Source organism: Vibrio sp. HA2012, assembly GCF_002812955.1.
Taxonomy (GTDB): Bacteria; Pseudomonadota; Gammaproteobacteria; order Enterobacterales; family Vibrionaceae; genus Vibrio.
This window is the reverse complement of record NZ_PFXK01000003.1, coordinates 372,252-391,629: the sequence shown is the minus strand read 5'-3', so window position 1 is coordinate 391,629 and position 19,378 is coordinate 372,252. Positions and strand designations below refer to the sequence as shown.

At 42.9% G+C, this 19,378-nt stretch carries 13 protein-coding genes; 5 read left to right on the top strand and 8 right to left on the bottom strand.

Annotated elements, in window-relative coordinates:
- Window positions 1-61: 61 nt before the first annotated feature.
- The 3 genes from CSW98_RS07955 to malT all read right to left on the bottom strand — a co-directional run bounded on the left by CSW98_RS07955 (window position 62) and on the right by malT (window position 4,774).
- Window positions 62-973, bottom strand: coding sequence for a polyprenyl-phosphate transporter (locus tag CSW98_RS07955; RefSeq protein WP_100799933.1), 912 nt, complete (start codon window positions 971-973; stop codon window positions 62-64).
- Between the two features lie 358 nt (window positions 974-1,331).
- Entirely contained in the window at window positions 1,332-2,024 is a 693-nt protein-coding gene (locus CSW98_RS07950) for a DUF4336 domain-containing protein (RefSeq protein ID WP_100799932.1), read from the bottom strand.
- A gap of 41 nt (window positions 2,025-2,065) precedes the next feature.
- Window positions 2,066-4,774, bottom strand: coding sequence for an HTH-type transcriptional regulator MalT (gene malT, locus CSW98_RS07945; protein ID WP_100799931.1), 2,709 nt, complete (start codon window positions 4,772-4,774; stop codon window positions 2,066-2,068).
- Between the two features lie 683 nt (window positions 4,775-5,457).
- Between malT and CSW98_RS07940 the strand changes: the two genes are divergently transcribed.
- From CSW98_RS07940 to glgB, 3 genes are all read left to right on the top strand, one after another.
- A complete protein-coding gene (locus CSW98_RS07940; RefSeq protein WP_100799930.1) occupies window positions 5,458-7,911 on the top strand; it encodes a glycogen/starch/alpha-glucan phosphorylase in 2,454 nt (817 codons plus the stop codon).
- Between the two features lie 163 nt (window positions 7,912-8,074).
- Window positions 8,075-10,252, top strand: coding sequence for a 4-alpha-glucanotransferase (gene malQ, locus CSW98_RS07935; protein WP_100799929.1), 2,178 nt, complete (start codon window positions 8,075-8,077; stop codon window positions 10,250-10,252).
- 369 nt (window positions 10,253-10,621) lie between these two features.
- A complete protein-coding gene (gene glgB / locus CSW98_RS07930; RefSeq protein WP_100799928.1) occupies window positions 10,622-12,805 on the top strand; it encodes a 1,4-alpha-glucan branching protein GlgB in 2,184 nt (727 codons plus the stop codon).
- Between the two features lie 101 nt (window positions 12,806-12,906).
- Here the strand turns inward: glgB and CSW98_RS07925 are convergent, their stop codons facing one another.
- From CSW98_RS07925 to CSW98_RS07905, 5 genes are all read right to left on the bottom strand, one after another.
- Entirely contained in the window at window positions 12,907-13,965 is a 1,059-nt protein-coding gene (locus CSW98_RS07925; RefSeq protein WP_100799927.1) for an ABC transporter ATP-binding protein, read from the bottom strand.
- Window positions 13,966-14,088: 123 nt separating this feature from the next.
- The gene (locus CSW98_RS07920; RefSeq protein WP_100799926.1) at window positions 14,089-14,637 is read right to left on the bottom strand and encodes an ABC transporter transmembrane domain-containing protein; all 549 of its coding nucleotides are present in this window, start codon (window positions 14,635-14,637) and stop codon (window positions 14,089-14,091) included.
- Window positions 14,637-16,403 carry an ABC transporter ATP-binding protein gene (locus CSW98_RS07915; protein ID WP_198517311.1) on the bottom strand — a complete coding sequence of 589 codons (1,767 nt, stop codon included), beginning with the start codon at window positions 16,401-16,403 and terminating at the stop codon, window positions 14,637-14,639. Before CSW98_RS07915 ends, CSW98_RS07920 begins: the two co-directional genes overlap by 1 nt.
- 65 nt (window positions 16,404-16,468) lie before the next feature.
- Window positions 16,469-17,251, bottom strand: coding sequence for an SAM-dependent methyltransferase (locus CSW98_RS07910; protein ID WP_100799924.1), 783 nt, complete (start codon window positions 17,249-17,251; stop codon window positions 16,469-16,471).
- Between the two features lie 102 nt (window positions 17,252-17,353).
- On the bottom strand, window positions 17,354-17,812 hold the full coding sequence (locus tag CSW98_RS07905) for a MarR family winged helix-turn-helix transcriptional regulator (protein ID WP_100799923.1): 459 nt from the start codon (window positions 17,810-17,812) through the stop codon (window positions 17,354-17,356).
- Window positions 17,813-17,922: 110 nt separating this feature from the next.
- Between CSW98_RS07905 and CSW98_RS17620 the strand changes: the two genes are divergently transcribed.
- On the top strand, window positions 17,923-18,234 hold the full coding sequence (locus CSW98_RS17620) for a hypothetical protein (RefSeq protein ID WP_198517319.1): 312 nt from the start codon (window positions 17,923-17,925) through the stop codon (window positions 18,232-18,234).
- 101 nt (window positions 18,235-18,335) lie between these two features.
- Window positions 18,336-19,214: a LysR family transcriptional regulator gene (locus CSW98_RS07895; RefSeq protein WP_100799922.1), complete on the top strand. Its 879-nt coding sequence runs from the start codon at window positions 18,336-18,338 to the stop codon at window positions 19,212-19,214.
- Window positions 19,215-19,378: the final 164 nt, after the last annotated feature.

Sequence of the window (19,378 nt, the reverse complement as noted above, 5' to 3'; positions counted from 1 at the left end):
GTTATCAGGTTAAGAATAGCAGAAAGCCGGCCAATATGGCAGGCTCCTTTTCGGGCAAAGGTTACTTATCTGCAAATTTTTCCAGAGCCAGAACAACGCCTATCCCGGCAAGCATCATGGTAATCGCAACCAGTAACTGATGGGGCTGAGATGTGATGGTTTCAAATTCAAACGGTGACAAGTTGTGCTGCAGCAGAGGAACCTGTTCGCCATGTGAGTTGGTTCTCCAGCTCAGGGTTTCCTTCCATGGCCAGATTTTTGGCAATGTTCCTGCCATTAGACCGGTCAGGAACATCAGGGTCGAATCTCTGTGGTGTTTCAGCAGCCATGACAGCAGGTGTGAGAAGCAGAGCAGACCGATAACACATCCACAGGCGAATATTAGCAGTATATCTGCCTGAAGTGATTTGGCAGCTCCAAGGATCGGTGCGTACATACCAATCAGCAGCAGGATAAAGCTGCCTGAAATACCCGGTAGGATCATGGCACATATCGCAATGGAACCGGCCAGAAGTACATTTACACTGGTCGGATCCATCTCCAGAGGTTTAAGTACGGTAATGGCATAGGCTGCAGTAAAGCCGAGCAGGGTGAATAGACCCCGGATAAGATCTCTTTGTTTGACCTGGCGTACGATGTGGTAGACAGAGACCAGAATTAGACCGAAGAAGAAAGACCAGAGCGGGATAGGGTGAGTGGCTAACAGCCATGAAATTACTTTTGCCAGTGTCAGGATACTGCAGATAATTCCGCTGAACAGGCTGAGCAGAAAAAAGCCGTTAATATGGTTAAATGCAGCTTTAAAACCATTTTTTCTCCAGATACCTACCAGAGCTGGATTAACCCGTCGGATACTTTCAAGCAGAGTATCGTAGATCCCGGTGATAAAGGCGATAGTGCCGCCGGATACGCCTGGAACAACATCAGCAGCTCCCATTGCCATACCCTTTAAAAAGGTGATTAAGTAATTCATTTATTCGTTTGTGTCTGATAAAGAAATAGGGATTATACGCGAAATTTTTATCACTTATGTGAAACATTCGTTTGAGAACGACAAAATCTGCACCGAGGCTCGCAGAATGAAAGGGTATTTTTGTTTTGCATTTGCAAAATGCAATTAAAATATGTGATCTTCTCCCAGATAATTAGTTTTTGCTGAAATATGATGGAAAATCGGGCAAACTATAAACGTAAAAGTTGGCACGCTATGTGCTAGATATTAAATGACCCTTCTTAAAGCCGAGGGTCACCTAGCCAACTGACGTTGTTAGTGAATATATTTGTTCACACTATCTATAAAGCCAATCGCGTTTTTGCGGTTGGCTCTTTTTTTAGAATGCCCACCAAAATGCCTGATAAAAGGCTTCTTTTCCATTCTGCGGTACGATTAAACCATTAGAAGACAGTAACCGGTCAAACGGCCAGGTCATGATTTCTTGTACAGAGGTTCGTATTCTTGCCATCTGAGTGATGTGTCGTTTGTCTGAATAGGGATACCTCAGATCCTGATGGATACCATGCATCCAGGTCAGTAGTTTCTGCCCTGTCGGCAGGTGAGGCTGAGCTGCCATCAGGTTGTCGGAGAGCAGTAGGGTATGGCTTTGAGGATCGCAAAAAATGAATTTTCTGGGTTTATTTGAGCCAAGAATGGCGGTTTGTAATAACTCCCCTTTCCATAAATCCGGACTTTGAGCAGACAGAGCTCCATCGAAGTTAAGATCGGAGCGGAGATTGATCAGGGACGGGGTGGCGTAAAACTGTGCCTGTGAATAGGCAAGCCACCATTCTGACAGTGTCTGATGGTAGGAAACTGACGGTGACACGACAGCTTTAATTGTCCCCAGAGCTGAAAGTTCTGTTTGCAGGCGGGTGGTAAGTTCTGCCGGGTTGTGAATAATCAATGAATCCTTGCTGATGCGTATGACGATCATCCTGTGGACATGACACATGCCATACCGTTTATATGGCATGTCCAGATACCAGAGTCTGTCTTTTTCCCACTCGATGAGTGTATTCCAGTCCATTGCTATTGCACTCACAGGTTATGAATTAAGAGGGATGCCCCTTAATAGCCCATTAACTTTATCAGACCTTCAGCTGTTTCTATCGCTTCTTTTCGGTTTGCAATATTAAGCTTCTGATACAAATTGCGAATATGAGTTTTAATTGTTGTTCCGGCTACGTCAAGTTCCTGAGCGATTTGCTCATTACTGAAACCGGAATAGATCAGGCCAAGTACCTGCCATTCTCGTTGCGTTAGCGGGCTGGTTCTGACCAGTTCAGGAATATCCGGATGATTAATCAGTTTATCCACAAAATCTTCATCAAAGTGTACGGAGCGGCTGCGTTGTTTGGATGAGATATTTTTGACCAGTTGCTGAGCCCTGTGTTTCTCCAGATCTCCCAGACCGTTTTTGCTGCTTAGTCTTTCAAGCAGATGGCCAATGCTGGCGCCGTCGATCAGGAAATTACCCACCATGCCGGTTTGATTGGTCATACTCAGTGCCGCTTTAATGTACTCTGTTGCTTTACTCTCATCACTGTTTTTGGTGGCGAGTACAGCGTCGGTGATCAGATTGCGGTTCTGATCCGTAAGCAGGCCATATTTCTCTGCCTCCTGGCGTAGAAAATTCAGAGTTTCAGCTGCCTGATCCCATTTGCCCAGGGCGATTTGAGCTCTGGCAATGTTGCGCCACTGAAGCTGTAAAAAGTGGTTACTTGCAGCTGCTGGACGAATCGTGGTCTCAAGCCAATGCGCCAGAGAGTCTGTGTCCCCTTTGGCTTGCCAGTAAAGAACCAGAGACATTGAGGCATTAGCTGTCCAGTCAACATGGTAGGTAGTCTGTAAAAGCAGATGCTGAATTTTTTCAATAAAACGTGAAGCCTTATCCAGCTCGCCCCTGCCAACCGCGATGCGGGCAAGCATCGAGTAGCTGTGCAGGTGGGCTTTCTCGTCCGGGCTGTCCAGCACATCAATACCTTTGTAAGCACATTCTTCAGCTTCTTCCAAACGATTCCAGCACCAGAGGATTTGTGCCCGGATACGCAAAAGAAATTCATGCAGAGGTAGCTGTTGCAGCTTCTGTTCTTCAATAAACCGGAACGCATTTTCCTGCAGCTCATATGCTGCCTGAATATAGCCCTGAGCGACCAGAATTTCACACTGTTGCAGCATGGCCCACAGTGCCTGATGGAAAAGCTGATATTGACGGGCCAGTTTCTCTGTCTGTTGCATCAGAGGCAATGCACGATCAAGTTGCCCCTGTACGTGATAAACCTCTCCGACTATGGATGTAGCAACAACCCGGCTGTGGTAAACCGTAGGATCCAACTGGCTTAGTGCGAGTTCTGCCAGTTCCAGAGCCCGTTGTGGATCATTTTTATTAATTGCAACCTGAGCAAGTAAGACATTTACCTGCCCCTCTTCATTCGCTGTCAGAGTGATACTCCGCTGTTGCATCTCCTGCTCTGTTTCTTTCAGCATATCTTCAACGGCATTGTATCTGTGCTGGCTTTGTGCCAGCCAGGCCCGGAGTAGAGGCAATTTCATTCCGGCATACAGATGTTCCCGGCTTAGCTGGGAAATGGCATCTTCCATAATGCTGAGTTCGCCGTGATTAAACATATGCCAGCCTTTTTCCAGTAGGATATGTGCGGCAAGTTCATGATCTTTGGATTTCTGCGCATGGAACAGAGCCTGGTGCGGGATATTCAGAGTCATCCATGCTTTAGCGGCTGCTTTGTGAAGAGTTTTTTCATCCTGAGGCATATGGGTATGACGCTGGTGGGTAAGAAACTCAGCAAACAGATGGTGAAAGCGGAACCAGTTCTGTTCTCCTTCCAGTGGGTAAATAAACAGTCCATAGCGATTTAATGATTCTAATACGCTGAGTGCGTCTTCCCGTTGTGTTACTTCTGCGACCAGCTTGTCATTAAAGGTAGACAGTACCGAGCATTGCATCAGAAAACGGCGAGTATCTGGATCAAGTAAGTCAAAGACCTCTTCCACCAGATAGTCCCATAAATGCGCATGATTAAACTGAGAAACAGACTCTGCCGACTGAGCCAGTGTTTTTCTCTGATGCTGTGCTTGCAAGGCAATAAGCTGGAGAGCTGAAGGCCAGCCTTCAACATAGTTTCTCAGGTTGTTAGCGGTAATATCATCAATACCGTCGGCCACCCGCTGATTGAAAAAACGGGTGGTTTCTTCGGTATCGAAGGCAAGTAGGCTGCTGTTGATTTCTATCATCAAATCCCGTACCCGGAGGTTGGCTGTTCCCAGTGGTGGTGTGGTTCGGCTGGTTACAACCAGAGTAATATTCTCTGGCAGGTTTTTCAGAAAAAAACGTATTCCTTCATGAATTTCCTCATTGCTGATCAGATGGTAATCGTCCAGAACGATGTATACCTTATGCTGATACTGGGCCAGCTCGGAAAACAGTTCACAGAGCAGGGAACGCAGTGAAGAAAATTGTCTGCGTTCGGCCAATGTTTGTGAATTCGGGCAACCGTTGTCCGTTGCTTTGTTGAGCGCTTGAATAAAGTAGTTAATAAAACGAAAGGTGTCGTTATCACTTTCGTCCAGACTATACCAGCCAACATGAGGTTTGTCCGCCAGCCACTGGGCAGCCATGGTGGTTTTCCCGTAACCGGCAGGTGAACGGAACAATACCAGTTTATAGAGAGGAGCCTGCTGTAATATGTCCAGCATTCTCGGACGGACAATCGCATTATGCAGTCGGCCGGGTTTTGTTAATTTTGAAGGAATCCACATAGGTAAGTCTTTTTGTTTTAAATGCCTGTCTCAAACACCAAAATCGGTGTTCCAGTATCCTGATGACCTGTTATTTATTCTTCGGGAAGCTTTTCCCGGCAAATCGTTCGAGTGCGAAGAGCGTAAAGCAGAGTACCCCGTACGAACTATGATCCAACTCTTATATGTCTAAATTTTTGACTTACAGCGCGGTCTACGCCTTTTATATGTGAGGAAGATCTCGGTTTGTGTTGGGCGATCGCTTATTTTGGTTGTATGCATATACAAAGATACATAAATGTCATGAATCTTATATAGGTTAATAAGAAATCAGGCTGACTGTTTGAGTGGATTTATTGATGTAGATCGATAAGTCAGTTAGTCAGCTTGAGGAGTAATTTGTGATTTAGGTGGCATTTTTGATGTTTGTAAGCTTTTCTTTAACGGATCGGCCGATTTTTTTTCTCAGAAGCTGTATCAATCGGTATGGGTGAATTGAATATTTAATGTGATTAATATCACCTTTTGAGTGTGAAAAACACCAAAGATTGTGATGTTGGTCTTAGGCGTCAGGTATGGGGCGTAGCTACGCCCTGAGTACTCCTCCTGATGCAGTCTGTGATTAGGAGGATGTTCTGTATTGAGTGTCGATGCAGGATAAATGGCAGTTGGATTTGGATTAAGTTAAGTAACGAGATTTCATTATGAAACCTACAGAACAGAAAAAGTTTGATAAAGCGTTGTTTCAGGCTGATGTAAAAAAACACCTGTCAGCAACTTATGCAAAAACAGAACAGACAGCGGATGCTCATGCGTGGTATCTGGCGATGGGGCGCGCTCTGGCAGAGCAGACCACTCTGGATATGTTGGAAACAGAAAATGATAGCAGAATTAAAAATTCCAAGAGTGTGAACTACTTATCGCTGGAATTTTTGATCGGTCGTCTGACGGGTAACAACCTGATCAGCATGGGATTGTATGAGCAGATTACCGAAGCAATGGCGGAACTGGGACAAAACTTGACTGATTTACTGGAGGAAGAGCGGGATCCTTCTCTGGGGAATGGTGGTCTGGGGCGTCTGGCTGCTTGCTTTATGGATTCATGTGCTGCACAGGAATTTCCGACAGTAGGTTACGGCCTGCACTATGAATACGGATTGTTTAAGCAATCCTTTACTGACGGACGTCAGCAAGAAGCTCCGGATGCCTGGCGCGGTGTAGAAGGTTATCCATGGGAGGTCGCTCGTCCCGAATTGGCTCAGCAGATTGGTTTCTACGGTCATGTCGAAGTTGTTAACGATAACGGTGTTGAAAAACGGAAATGGGTCCCGGGAATGTATGTAAAAGGTATGCCATGGGATCTGCCTATTGTCGGTTATCAGAGTGATACGGTTTATCCGCTGCGTTTGTGGGAATGTCAGGCGATAGCACCATTTTCTCTGGAAAGCTTCAATAATGGTGACTATTTTGAGGCTCAGCACTCGCTGATTGACGCAGGCAACATTACCAAAGTGCTTTATCCGAACGATAACCATGAAAAAGGTAAAACTCTGCGTTTGATGCAGCAGTACTTCCACAGTGCCGCCTCAGTGCGTGATATTCTTCGTCGCCATGATGAGGCCGGACATAAACTGGAAGACCTACCGAAGTACGAGACTATTCAGTTGAACGATACACATCCAACGATCGCTATCCCGGAACTGATGCGGATCTTTATGGATGAACGAGGTCTGTGCTGGGAAGATGCGTGGGAGATCTGTTCCCAGACGTTTGCCTATACAAATCATACCTTGCTCCCGGAGGCTCTGGAAACTTGGCCGGAATCTCTTATCCAGCGTTTGCTTCCTCGCCATATGGAGATCATTTACGAGATCAACCACCGGTTTCTGAAGGATGTACGTTCCAGATGGCCGGGTGATGTTGAGAAGCAGCGTAAATTATCGATCATCGAAGACGGTTTCCACCGTATGGTTCGTATGGCAAACCTGTGTGTTATCGGTTCTTATGCTGTAAATGGCGTGGCAGCTCTGCACTCCGAACTGGTTAAGCGTGATCTGTTTCCTGAATTTAATGAACTGTACCCGACACGTCTGCAGAATGTCACTAATGGTGTTACCCCTCGTCGTTGGCTGAAATTCTGTAACCCAGGATTGTCTGAGTTGATTACGGAGAAGATTGGTGACCAGTGGCCAGCGCATCTGGAGCAATTGGCTGATATCGCAAAATATGCCGATGATAAAGCATTCCAGAAGCAATATATGGCGGTGAAAAAAGCCAATAAACAGCGGCTTGCAGACTGGGTAAAAGAACACATGGGTATTGAACTGAATACTGATGCTATTTTTGACGTTCAGATTAAACGCCTGCATGAGTATAAACGTCAGCATCTGAACCTGTTGCATGTGCTCTCTCTGTATCATCGTCTGCTGAACACCCCAGGATTTGATATGGCACCGCGAGTGGTGTTCTTTGCGGCCAAAGCTGCGCCTGGATATCATCTGGCGAAAGAGATCATCTTTGCTATCAATAAGGTAGCAGAGAAAATTAATAATGATCCCCGGATCAACGATAAACTGAAAGTGGTATTTATTCCTGATTACCGTGTCAGTATGGCGGAAATTATTATCCCGGCTGCGGACGTTTCTGAACAAATCTCTACAGCCGGTAAGGAAGCTTCCGGTACCGGTAATATGAAGATGGCTCTGAACGGAGCTCTGACTATAGGTACGATGGATGGTGCCAACGTCGAGATCCGTGAAGAAGTGGGCGACGATAATATCTATATCTTCGGTCTGGAAGTCGATGGCGTGGAAGAGCTGCGTGCCTGCGGGTACAACCCGTTTGACTACTACAACGCTGATCACCTGCTGAAAGCCTCGATGGATCTGTTGTTGACGGATGAATTTACACCGGGAGAACCGGGTAAGTTGCGTGCGATCTATGATGCTCTGCTTGACGGAGGCGATCCTTACCTGTGTATGGCTGACTTCGCTTCATATGTAAAAGCACATGAGGCGATGGATGCTCAGTACCGGGATCAGGAAGGCTGGGCGCATAAAGCGATTCTTAATACGGCTCTGGTGGGTAAATTCAGCTCAGATCGTAGTATCCGCGATTATGTGAACAACATCTGGAAACTGGAAGCGGTTCACCGTTAATCAAATCATCATCAGTGTACTGGCCGGGACAAATGTCCCGGCTGATACCGAACCCAATAGTGGTTTTTCCCTTTAATTTCCGCGAAAACAAACTGCTATTGGATTTGGTATTAAGTACCCCTACAAAAATGAAGGTGTCGTTGCATCACCTTCGGAGAGAGCGATGAAACAACAATCGATATTAAAACAAGTCGCAGATATGGCCAGGATTTCAGACAGCTATATAAGCGCGTGGGGTGATGAGGCATTTGTGAAGGATGAAACGATTCTTCGTTTGCTTTCGTCGTTGGGCTACGACACATCAAATGATGAAAAGTTATTGAAGTCTGCAGAAAAGAAACACAAAAAGGATGTTCTGGAGCCGGTTTTGGTCGTCAAGAGTGGCGAACCGGTTGAAGTGCCTTTGCATCTGGGAGCCAGTGCCAGAGAAAGTGAGTTCAGTTGGCGTCTAGAAACTGAGCAGGGCCGTATTTTGGAAGGATATCTGCAATCACAGATCGTCCGTGATGAACGGGCGAGTGGTGGTCCTCTACTCTTTGAACTGCCGCGGGATCTGGAGTGGGGATATCATCAGCTTTTGGTGTACCGTAAACGCCGTAAAACGCCTTATGCTATGAGCCTGATTGTGACCCCTCAGGCCTGCTTTAAGCAAGATGCACTGGAGCTGGGGAAAAAACTTTGGGGACCGAGTGTACAACTGTATACGCTGCGTACTCAGCATAACTGGGGCATTGGTGACTTTGGTGATCTGAAACAACTGGTATCAGAAATTGCCTCCCGTGGCGGTGATTTTGTGGGGCTGAACCCCATTCATGCGCTATTTCCTGCTAACCCGGAAGGTGCCAGCCCGTATAGCCCGTCATCCCGTCGCTGGCTGAATATTCTGTATATTGATGTCAGTTCTGTGCCTGAATTTTCCTTGAGTGCAGAGGCGCAGCAATTGGTAGGCAGCAGCAGGTTTCAGAAACGCCTGCAGCAGGTGCGTGACACACACTGGGTTAACTACAGTGATGTTGCCAGCCTGAAGCTGAGCGTGCTGCCGCAGCTTTATACGGAATTCAAAACCCGTCATCTGGAGAAGGGCACTGAGAGGGCAAGACATTTCCTTGACTTTGTTGAAGAAGGCGGTGAAAGCCTGCTACATCAGGCGGCTTTTGATGCACTACATGCGGAGCTGCATGCTCAGGATCCCTCTATTTGGGGATGGCCAGTTTTTCCTGAAGAGTATCAGTCGTTTAGTAATCAGGCTGTTACGCGGTTTATTGAAGAAAACCGTGATAAAGTTAACCTGTATATGTACCTGCAGTGGGTTGCAGATAGCCAGATTAATGAAGCACAGGCTTTGGCAGAAGAGAAGGGTATGGCCATCGGTTTGTATCGTGATCTTGCTGTAGGAGTTGCAAATTCAGGATCAGAAACCTGGGCGGATGACGGTAATCTGGTGATGGATGCCAGTATCGGTGCGCCACCGGATATCCTCGGTCCTCTGGGACAAAACTGGGGTCTTCCGCCACTTAACCCTCAGACGCTGAAAGAACGTAGCTATGATGCCTATATTAAACTGTTACGGGCTAATATGAAGCATTGTGGTGCTCTGCGTATAGATCATGTACTCGGGTTGCTGCGTTTATGGTGGATCCCGGAAGGCAAAGGTGCAACGGAAGGAGCCTATATCTATTATCCGGTGGAAGATATGCTGGCCATACTGGCGCTGGAATCTCACCGCCATCAGTGCAGTGTGATCGGTGAAGATTTGGGTACTGTACCAGATGAAATTGTGGATATTCTGGCACAGGCTGGGATCCACTCGTACAAGGTCTTTTTCTTCGAAACAGCAGAAGACGGTGGTTACTATTCTCCGTCGCATTATACAGAACAGTCTATGTCAGCCTTGTGTACGCACGATATGCCGACTCTACGTGGGTTCTGGCATTGTGATGATCTGAAAACAGGTCGGGAACTGGGGTTGTATCCGGACGAGGAACAGCTGAAAGCGCTGTTCGATGACCGTTTACACTGTAAACAGGAGATCCTGAACAGTATTGCCTGGCATGGTTTTCTTCCAGAGGGGGTAGGTCATGATGCGAAGCTAGTACCGATGGATCGTTATCTTAGTGAAGCATTGCAATTGCATCTGGCATCCGGAGCGTCGGCACTACTTAGCATTCAGTTGGAAGACTGGCTGGAGATGGATCAGCCGGTAAATATTCCGGGAACCGTGGATGAATATCCTAACTGGCGACGTAAACTGTCGTTTAATCTGGATCAACTGTTCAGTAGTGAAGAAGTCAACCATATTGCCAGACGTCTGACGGATGTACGTAAATCTGTTGGTAATTAGCCCCTTATCTGGTTATTTGTAGGCAAAATTACACCGGACGGATACTGACAATGATGTCTGATATCCGTCCGGTGTTTTTGCCTGGAACAGGTATCAGATTACCAATGTAACTAATGAGAATCTAAGCGTTTTATGTTGAAACTTGTGTCTTCGTCACTCTATGGTAACGAGTAATTCGTTAAAATATTGTATACGCTATTAACACCCGCTGTATGGCGGGTATTTTTTTGTTAAATTTACGTTATTGTTTTGGTTTGTTATTTGTGCCGATTCTTTGCATAATCGTTGTTCGGCTAACCTGTTACGCAGGAAGCGTTTGTTTTTTAACCGGTATCAGGTACTACATTTTTAATAGATGGGAGACGTCAGTTGAAAACAGCAACTATTTCTAGAGAGAAAAAAATCTACAGTAAGCTTGAGAAGGCTGCTTTTTCAGATCCATTTTCCTTCCTGGGGCCTTATGATCGTGCTGGTGGTGTATCCCTCAGAGTATGGATGCCGGGAGCCGACAGGGTTGAGTTGGTTATTGGTGATGAGCCAAGGGTTGAGCTTGAAAAAGAAACAGAAGAGGCTTTTGTCCTGAAGCAGGAGCGGGATCTCAGTTTTACTCACTACAAGCTGGCGATCTACTGGGAAGGAGTGGAACAGGTTATTGATGATCCGTACCAGTATCACTCTATTTATGCTGAGTATGATGACTTGCATACTCCGATTCATATGTTCCACCATGTGGGAGCTCAGTTTGTTACTCTTGAACGTGACGGTGAACAAATTTCCGGAACACGTTTCCTGGTGTATGCACCGCATGCTTCTTCCATCAGTCTGATCGGTAATTTCAACTATTGGGACGGCCGTCGTAATCCCATGCAGCGGCTGGATTACGGTATTTGGGGTATTTTTGTACCAGATATGCCAGAAGGTACTCAATACAAATATGAGATCAAAGGCCCGCATGGTGAAGGTTTGCCGCATAAGGCTGACCCATGGGGGTTTTATGCTGAGCAGCATCCGTCTTTTGCTTCCATCACTTACGATCATACCCGTTATCAGTGGCAGGATAAAAAGTGGCAGAAGCGCCCTGTCACACAAAAGCCGAAGGAAGCCCTGTCTTTTTATGAATTACATGCCGGGTCATGGAAGCTGGATGATGAAGGAAATTTCCTCAATTACCGGGAGCTGGCGGCTCAGTTGGTACCCTATTTGGTGGATATGGGTTATACCCATGTTGAACTGATGCCGGTATCTGAATATCCGTTTTATGGTTCATGGGGATATCAGCCGGTAGGTCTGTTCGCGCCAACCAGCCGTTTTGGTACTCCTGATGATTTTAAATACTTTATCGATCAGTGCCATCAGGCAGGGCTGGGGGTCGTACTGGACTGGGTTCCTGCACACTTCCCGGCGGATGGTCACGGGTTGGCAAATTTTGATGGAACACCTTTGTATCACGATCCTGATCCGCGGCGTGGCTGGCATCAGGACTGGAATTCATTTATCTATGACGTGGGGCGTGAGGAAGTAAGACGTTTTCTGGTGTCGAATGCTCTTTACTGGTTTGAACAGTTCCATATTGATGGTATTCGTGTGGATGCGGTGGCTTCAATGTTATATCTGGATTACTCGCGCAGTCACGACCAGTGGATACCAAACATTGACGGTGGTAACGAGAATTATGAAGCCATTGCCATGTTCAAGTGGGTAAACGAAGAGATATACAAATATTTCCCGAATGCGATGACAATTGCAGAAGAATCTACAGCATTTCCGGGTGTTTCTACCCCTACTTTTCTTGGGGGGCTGGGGTTCGGTTTTAAGTGGAATATGGGCTGGATGCATGACAGTTTGTCTTATGTTCAGGAAGATCCGGTTCACCGTAAGTATCACCATAATACGATCACTTTCCCGCTAATTTATGCGCACAGTGAAAATTATGTACTTTCTCTCTCTCATGATGAGGTCGTGTACGGTAAACGTTCTATCATGGACAAAATGCCGGGTGACGAGTGGCAAAAAACCGCAAATATGCGGGCTTACTTGGGCTATATGTATGGTCAGCCAGGGAAGAAACTCAACTTTATGGGTACTGAATTCGGTCAGACGGCAGAATGGAATCACAATGATCAGCTGCAATGGTTCTTGCTGGACTACGAACGCCATCAGGGGATCCAGAAATTAACCCGTGATTTGAATATGCTGTACCGCAAAGAAAAGGCTTTACACGATCAGGATTGCGATCCGGCTGGTTTCCAGTGGCGTCTGCAGGATGAACGTGATGCCAGTATTCTAGCTCATGAGCGTATCAGTGAAACGGGAGAGCGTATTCTGATTATTACCAATTTCACTCCGGTACCGCATGAACGTTTTCGCCTGGGAATTCCGAATAAGGGTGTGTATAAGCTGATCCTGAATACCGATGATGAGAAGTATTATGGCAGTGGCTATGAAGTGTATCAGACGGTAAAAACTGAAGCGAAGATGAGCGAAGGACTGGAGCAGTCTCTGGGGCTGAGGATTCCGCCTCTGGCGACCGTATACTATAAACTCAGCAAATAATGTGGTTATATAAATTAGATAGAAAAAGACCCGGGTCGGTTAAGATCCGGGTCTTTTTTGCTGATGCTTTTACAACTGAATTCGGAGTGTTACCAGCAGTTTCAATTTGCGACAGTCCAACCTACAGAGCTTTCCTGAGCTTGCCATAAGTCATAATAGACACCTTTCTGCTGGAGCAAACTACCGTGGGAACCTTGTTCGCATATCCTACCTTCATTAAAAACAACGATTTTATCAGCATCTTTAATGGTTTTTAATCGATGAGCAATAACGATTACGGTTTTATTTTTTAATAAATTTGAGAATGCATTTTGTATATAAATTTCGTTCTCGGGATCCAGCGAAGCAGTTGCTTCATCAAGTAAAATGATGGGGGAGTCTTTTAAAATAGCCCTTGCAATTGAAATTCTTTGCTGCTCACCTCCTGAAAGGTTAGCGCCTTTTTCACCAACCATTGTTTGATATCCTTTGGGTAAAGCACTTATAAAATCATGCACATTCGCCTTTTGAGCTGCATCTATTATTTCTTCTTCTGTTGCACCTTGCTTACCTATTTTAATATTGTTGTATATTGTGTCATTAAACAAGGTTACATTTTGAAATACCATACTTATTTTCTGTAATACACACTCTGGGTCAATGTCCTTTATATTATGAGAACCAATTTTTATTTCTCCAGAATCAACGTCATAGAATCTTGCTATCAAATTTGTCATTGTTGTCTTTCCTGAGCCTGATGGCCCAACAAAAGCTGTCATAGAATTCTCTTCAATATCAAGGTTTACTCCTTTTAAGATTTCCTTCTTATCATATGAGAAGCGAACATTTTTAAATTCTATATTATTATCTTTGATGGAGACCATATTATCTGTTCCAGAAAGAAGGTTTTCATTAAGAACATCCCGTATGGATTCTCCTGCAATACCTAAATATTTTACTTTGACAAAATTAACTGCCATTACTTTTAGTTCTTCAAAAAATTTTGCGCTCACAACAATAAATACAACAAACTCTTTTACGCCTAGTTCACCACCAATCATCAGATATGATCCGATACATATTAGCATAACAAGGCCAAAGTCAATCGCTACACCGGTAAATACCATTACTGGACTCAATGTTCCTTCTGTCTTTAGGCTTTTAACCTTAAAGTCTCTCATTCTATCTATCAGGTTATCTAATTTATGAGATGAACTATTAAAAGACTTGATAAATTTTATGCCATTTACGAATTCTAAAAGACCATCAGATAATTGGTTTGATGACTCAAAAAGAGCTCTGCCTTACTTATTCATAATAGACCTTGCCCAAAGTAAAATAACTAAAGCTAATGGCATAGTGATTAATGTGGCTGCTGCCATTGTAGGGTCGATGAAAAACAGCACACTAACAACAATCAAGCTAAGAACCAGTGTGGAAATCATTGCAGGTAGTAGCATTGTGAGAATCATTTCTAGTTTATTTACATTATCTAATGCTTTATTTGATAATTCACCAACATCATGTTTATTAAAATACCCTAATGACAATTTTCTAATATGCTCTCCCAATCGAAGCCTTAAGTCTCTAATGATAATGTTTCCATCATTTCGCGAGACGCTTAGGTTTAGATATGAAAATAGTACTTTAAAAATGGCTCCAACTAATATAATCAGGTTATAATATATAAATCCTTCCAGAGTTAGTTTTTGATCCACAATATCAAAGAGAACCATACACAATACAGCGAAAGGGACAGCTGCTGAGAAAGCCTCTAAAACAGAAATGATCGCTATTCTTGCTAACCTAAGCTGATTTCCACCTTCTGAAAGCATTTTTAGTGTCTGAATCATTATGCAACTCCTATTTCAGTATTGATCGTATTTTTAATACCCCAGTCGTTTGCATCTATATAATTATCCCACATTTTTTTATAGACACCTCTTTTTTCTAGTAGTTGGGCATGCGTTCCTTTTTCCGAAATTTCACCGTTTTTAAATACTAAAATCTGGTCAGCATGTTGAATAGTCGATAATCTATGTGCAATGATCAAAACGGTTTTACCTTCTAAGAGCACTGAAAGTGCTGATTGAATTTGAGCTTCGTTTTCAGTATCTGCATAGGAAGTCGCTTCATCCAGAATAATAATGGGAGAGTCTTTACACAAAGCCCTGGCAATAGATATTCTTTGTTTCTCACCACCACTAAGATAAGTACCTTTTACTCCAAGTTGTGTGTCATACCCATCCTCAAGGTGCATTATGAAATCATGGCACTGGGCTTTTTTTGCTATTTCAATCACTTTATTTCGAGATATTGATTTATCCCACATGCGAATGTTTTCAAGGACTGTATCGTTAAACATGAATACGTCCTGAAATACAAAGCTTACTTTATTCATCAACACAGTACTGTCTATATCTCTGACATTTACACCTCCAATAGTGATACTTCCGTCGTCGACATCCCAGAATCTGGAGATAAGGCGTCCTACCGTCGTTTTTCCCGCCCCTGATGGACCGACTAATGCTGTCATATTGCCTTGCTTGGTAGAAAAATTAACATTATTGATTACTTTTTTATCTCCATATCCAAAGGATACATCTCTGAATTTAATGTCATAATTATCAATATTTTTAATCAATCCGTTAGAGTTTAATTCATGATTATTGAGTACACGATTTAAAACATTTACACCGCGAGAAATTTGGTTAATGTTGGAGACAAAACCTGTTATTTGTTTCATAAATCGGGTCAAACCAATTCCAAGAAACATAAACATTAGAAAATCAGTCAAGGACAATTGTCCGTATAGATACATGAATCCTCCAATAGGAAGAATTAATAATATACCTCCATCCATTAGAAGTGCATAAAGAACCATTACACCTGCCGCGCGTTTATTCATCCCAATCCAGAAGTTGCTATAGGTATCTACTTCTTTTGTATAACTATTAAAAGAAAATACGGTTTGGTTGAAAGCTTTTATAACTGGCATTCCTCGAATAAAGTCAATGATTGTCCTGTTCATTTTTCCTTTCAATATTGCAAACTGATTGAAATCATCTGCATCTCGTCTTACCCTGTATTGTTGCAGTGTGATCCCTAGCACCACTGGTAGAATACTGATCATAGCTAAGGGAATGTTGAAAGTTAACAGCCATAAAAATATTAATAATGGAATGAAAATAACTGAAAACATATCTACCAGATTATGGGCAACAAATCCTTCAATTGCCTCAATATCTTCCATCATTATTTTCTTTATTTCCCCAGATGTGGTTTTACCAAAATAACCTAAAGGAAGTCGTAGCATTTTATTTGCAAGTTTTACTCTTAGATCAAATAAAATATTATAGGCAGCTATGTGTGATACAGTCATTGCTATCCCTGAAAAGACTAATTGGGCTATAATAAACAAAGTTGCAATGAGTCCATAGGTGAAAAAATCATTAAGAACAAAAGGAGGATGTACTATTTTATCAAGTAAGAGAAAAGCTATATAATAAGGGCCAATAGAGCAGGCTGAACTAATAAATACTAGTAGCCCAGCTATCGTTAATCTTGTTTTTTCCGGAGAGGAAACTTTCAATAACAACTTAATCGGATTCGTTTTCATACTCGTCATCCACTATAATCAACTGGGGTAAATAATCACGACTTAAATTCAATGTTTTGCTTTAATTAAGCAATGTTAATAAATTCTTCTTTTATGTAACAATTTTCTTTATATTTTTCCTCCAAAAACTTACCTATGTATATGATATAATCCCAAGATAATTTTTTATTATTAATGATTTGAGGAAGTAATCGTAAGTGTGTATATATTATTTTTTCTCTTTCTTTAAATCCAGAAGTACATACAATCGCAGCAGGGGTATTTTCGGAGAAATTCCGGCTTAGCTGACTGACAACTTTATCTATGTCTAATCGCATAGAGAAAATTACAATGGTGCCGTCAATTTTTGCTATTTCTTCCATTCGTTTTTCATTGAAACCTTGACTCATGGCCTCAGTTATAATCACTGACCGGTTATAATCTTGTGTAATTTCTATACCAAGTGCTGCATTTGCGGCATTGAAAGATGAAATGCCGGGTATAACTTCAGGATTTAGATCTGAAAATTCAGTTAAGTATCCTGAATGAGGACCATAGAGCACAGGATCTCCAAAATCCATAATAACTATTTTTTTATTTTCTTTGATGCCATTTCGTATTAAAGAACGGATATTTTTCTCTTTATCTGAATATTTATCATCTGATGTTCTGAATAATGCATGCCCTGAATCGTATACTTCTTTACCAGATAAAAGTTCACTGTATTGTTTACGCATAAATGGCATTGCAAAAACCATATCAGCATCGAGTATGATGTTATAAGCCTTCAGTGTCATATTATCTAAATCACCAATACCGGCACTAACTAAATATAATTGGCCTATATCTTTCTGTATGTTTTTTCTCATAGAAATTCCTACTGAATGGTTAAATGCTCATATCTAATAAGCTCTATAAATTAAAAGAAGGTTAAGTTACTTAACCAATTGGTTAAAAAAAGGCCATAAAGACTACTCTTTTCCGGCATCTAACCTTGCTTTCATAACATTTTCAAAAACTGTCATAACTTCTTTAAATACCTGGATTTTTTCTTCAGATAACTTATTCAGATCTTGTTCCAGAATTTCTCTTTGCTCTCCATGTATACGCTGGTGTAAGTAAAAGGCATTCCATCCATCTTCTGTAAGGGTGAGTAAAATCTCTTTTCCGCTGTGTGGCGAGGCGCTTTTTTGAACGAGCCTCTTACGTTCTAGTTTTGTGACTATTTGGGATGCCGCACTCTTTGTGATGCCAAAGTACTTAGACAAATCGGTTACTTTACTGAATTGCCCCTTACCAATTGAATCAATAGTATGGATTTCACGAGTCGTTACTTCACAACCATTTTCAAGAATGATAGGCATCTCTTCAATTTGAGCATGTAATCTCGCAATCTTTTGAAATTTTGCTATGACTTTACTCGTTTCCATATTTCCCCATTAAAAAGAGATGAACAGCCGGATTTTTGTTGCGAATGATAATGATATTCATTTGTATGAATGGTAAAGCAGCTTAACCATCAAGTCAAGAATTTTGTAATTTGAGCATATGGATACATTTCAACTTACTTGCTACTGAAAAAGGGCTAAAAATGGTTATCCTTTTTCTACACAGATTTATCGGTACTGTCATCTATGATGATACATATTATGGGTTGCCGTTCAGCGTTCATGGAAAGATGATCTGCCTGGCGCATGATTTTCTACTGGATCTGAAATCAACCAATGGTTATGTTGTCGATAAAATTGAGGGCTTCACAATTGATTCTTCCGGTCAGGGCTTTGCGGTAACCGATAATGATGGTGTTGATGACAGTAGCGGTGAAACACTGTTTTTTAAAGTCGATCTTTAATATTTGGACGTATTCAAGGTACACTCAAGCGAGCTTTCGGGCTCGCTTAATTTTTTAGTGTTATTCTTCATTATAGAAACTCATCGATAGACGATACCATTATGAATTTATCTCAGGTAGAAGCATTTTGCCGGGTGGCAGACTCTGGCTCTGTTTCGGAGGCTGCGAGACAGCTGGAGTGCAACCGGACTAAGTTGAGTATGGCGATTAAGGTTCTGGAAAAAGAACTGGACATTGAGTTATTTGTGCGTAGCGGTAATCACTTGAGTCTATCTGAGGCCGGAAAAGCCATTTATAAGGATTGTGACAGTTTGCTGGCTACTGCTGCACGGATCAAACAGACTTGCAGGCAGGTTTCCGGTGACTTTAACGCCGAAATATGGATTGGCCGGGATGACTCTTTGCCAGATAAACTGTGGCAGGATCTTTCCTATAAACTGAATAATAAGTTTCCTGCAACATCATTTAATATTGTACTGGCCTCCAGTGGTGATTTGTCCAATCTTATCGAGACAAGACAAGTTGATTACGCATTTGGGGTTGATTATGAACGTATCGATGATCCGCGTATTATTTATCAGCCGCTGGGTAAAATTCGGATGATGTCTGTCTGCAAGGCTGGTCATCCATTGACGAAAAAGCGTAGGGTAACGGATGATGATCTTCGAAATGCGATGCAGGCTTCTATTGCGTACCTGAATGAGAAAGATAATCCGGAGCTGCGTCCGTTTTCCCGCCGGTATATCGGTTTTTCTACCTTTGATTATATGTTGACGACTATCCAGCAGGAGAATGCCTGGGGGGTATTACCAGAGCCTCTGATCCGTCACTTGTTGCGTAAAGAAGAGCTGGCAGTGATTCGGCATACCTATGGCCTGACACAGGAAGATTATTGCATGCTGATGGCTGCCGGAATGTCAGAACATCCGGGAATGGTGTGGTTAACAGACCAGATCCGCGATTTCCTGTTTGACTTCTGAGAAAGCGATGAGTCAGTCAGCGCCAAAATATTTGGCGGAAAAATAACGCATTATCATGTTGATTTTATTGAATTAATTGATTTTATTTGTAAGTTTACTATTCCATTCACAAAGATGTCGTTTGTAAATTATCGCGGGCTCACAAAGAATAAGAGCGTGTCTAT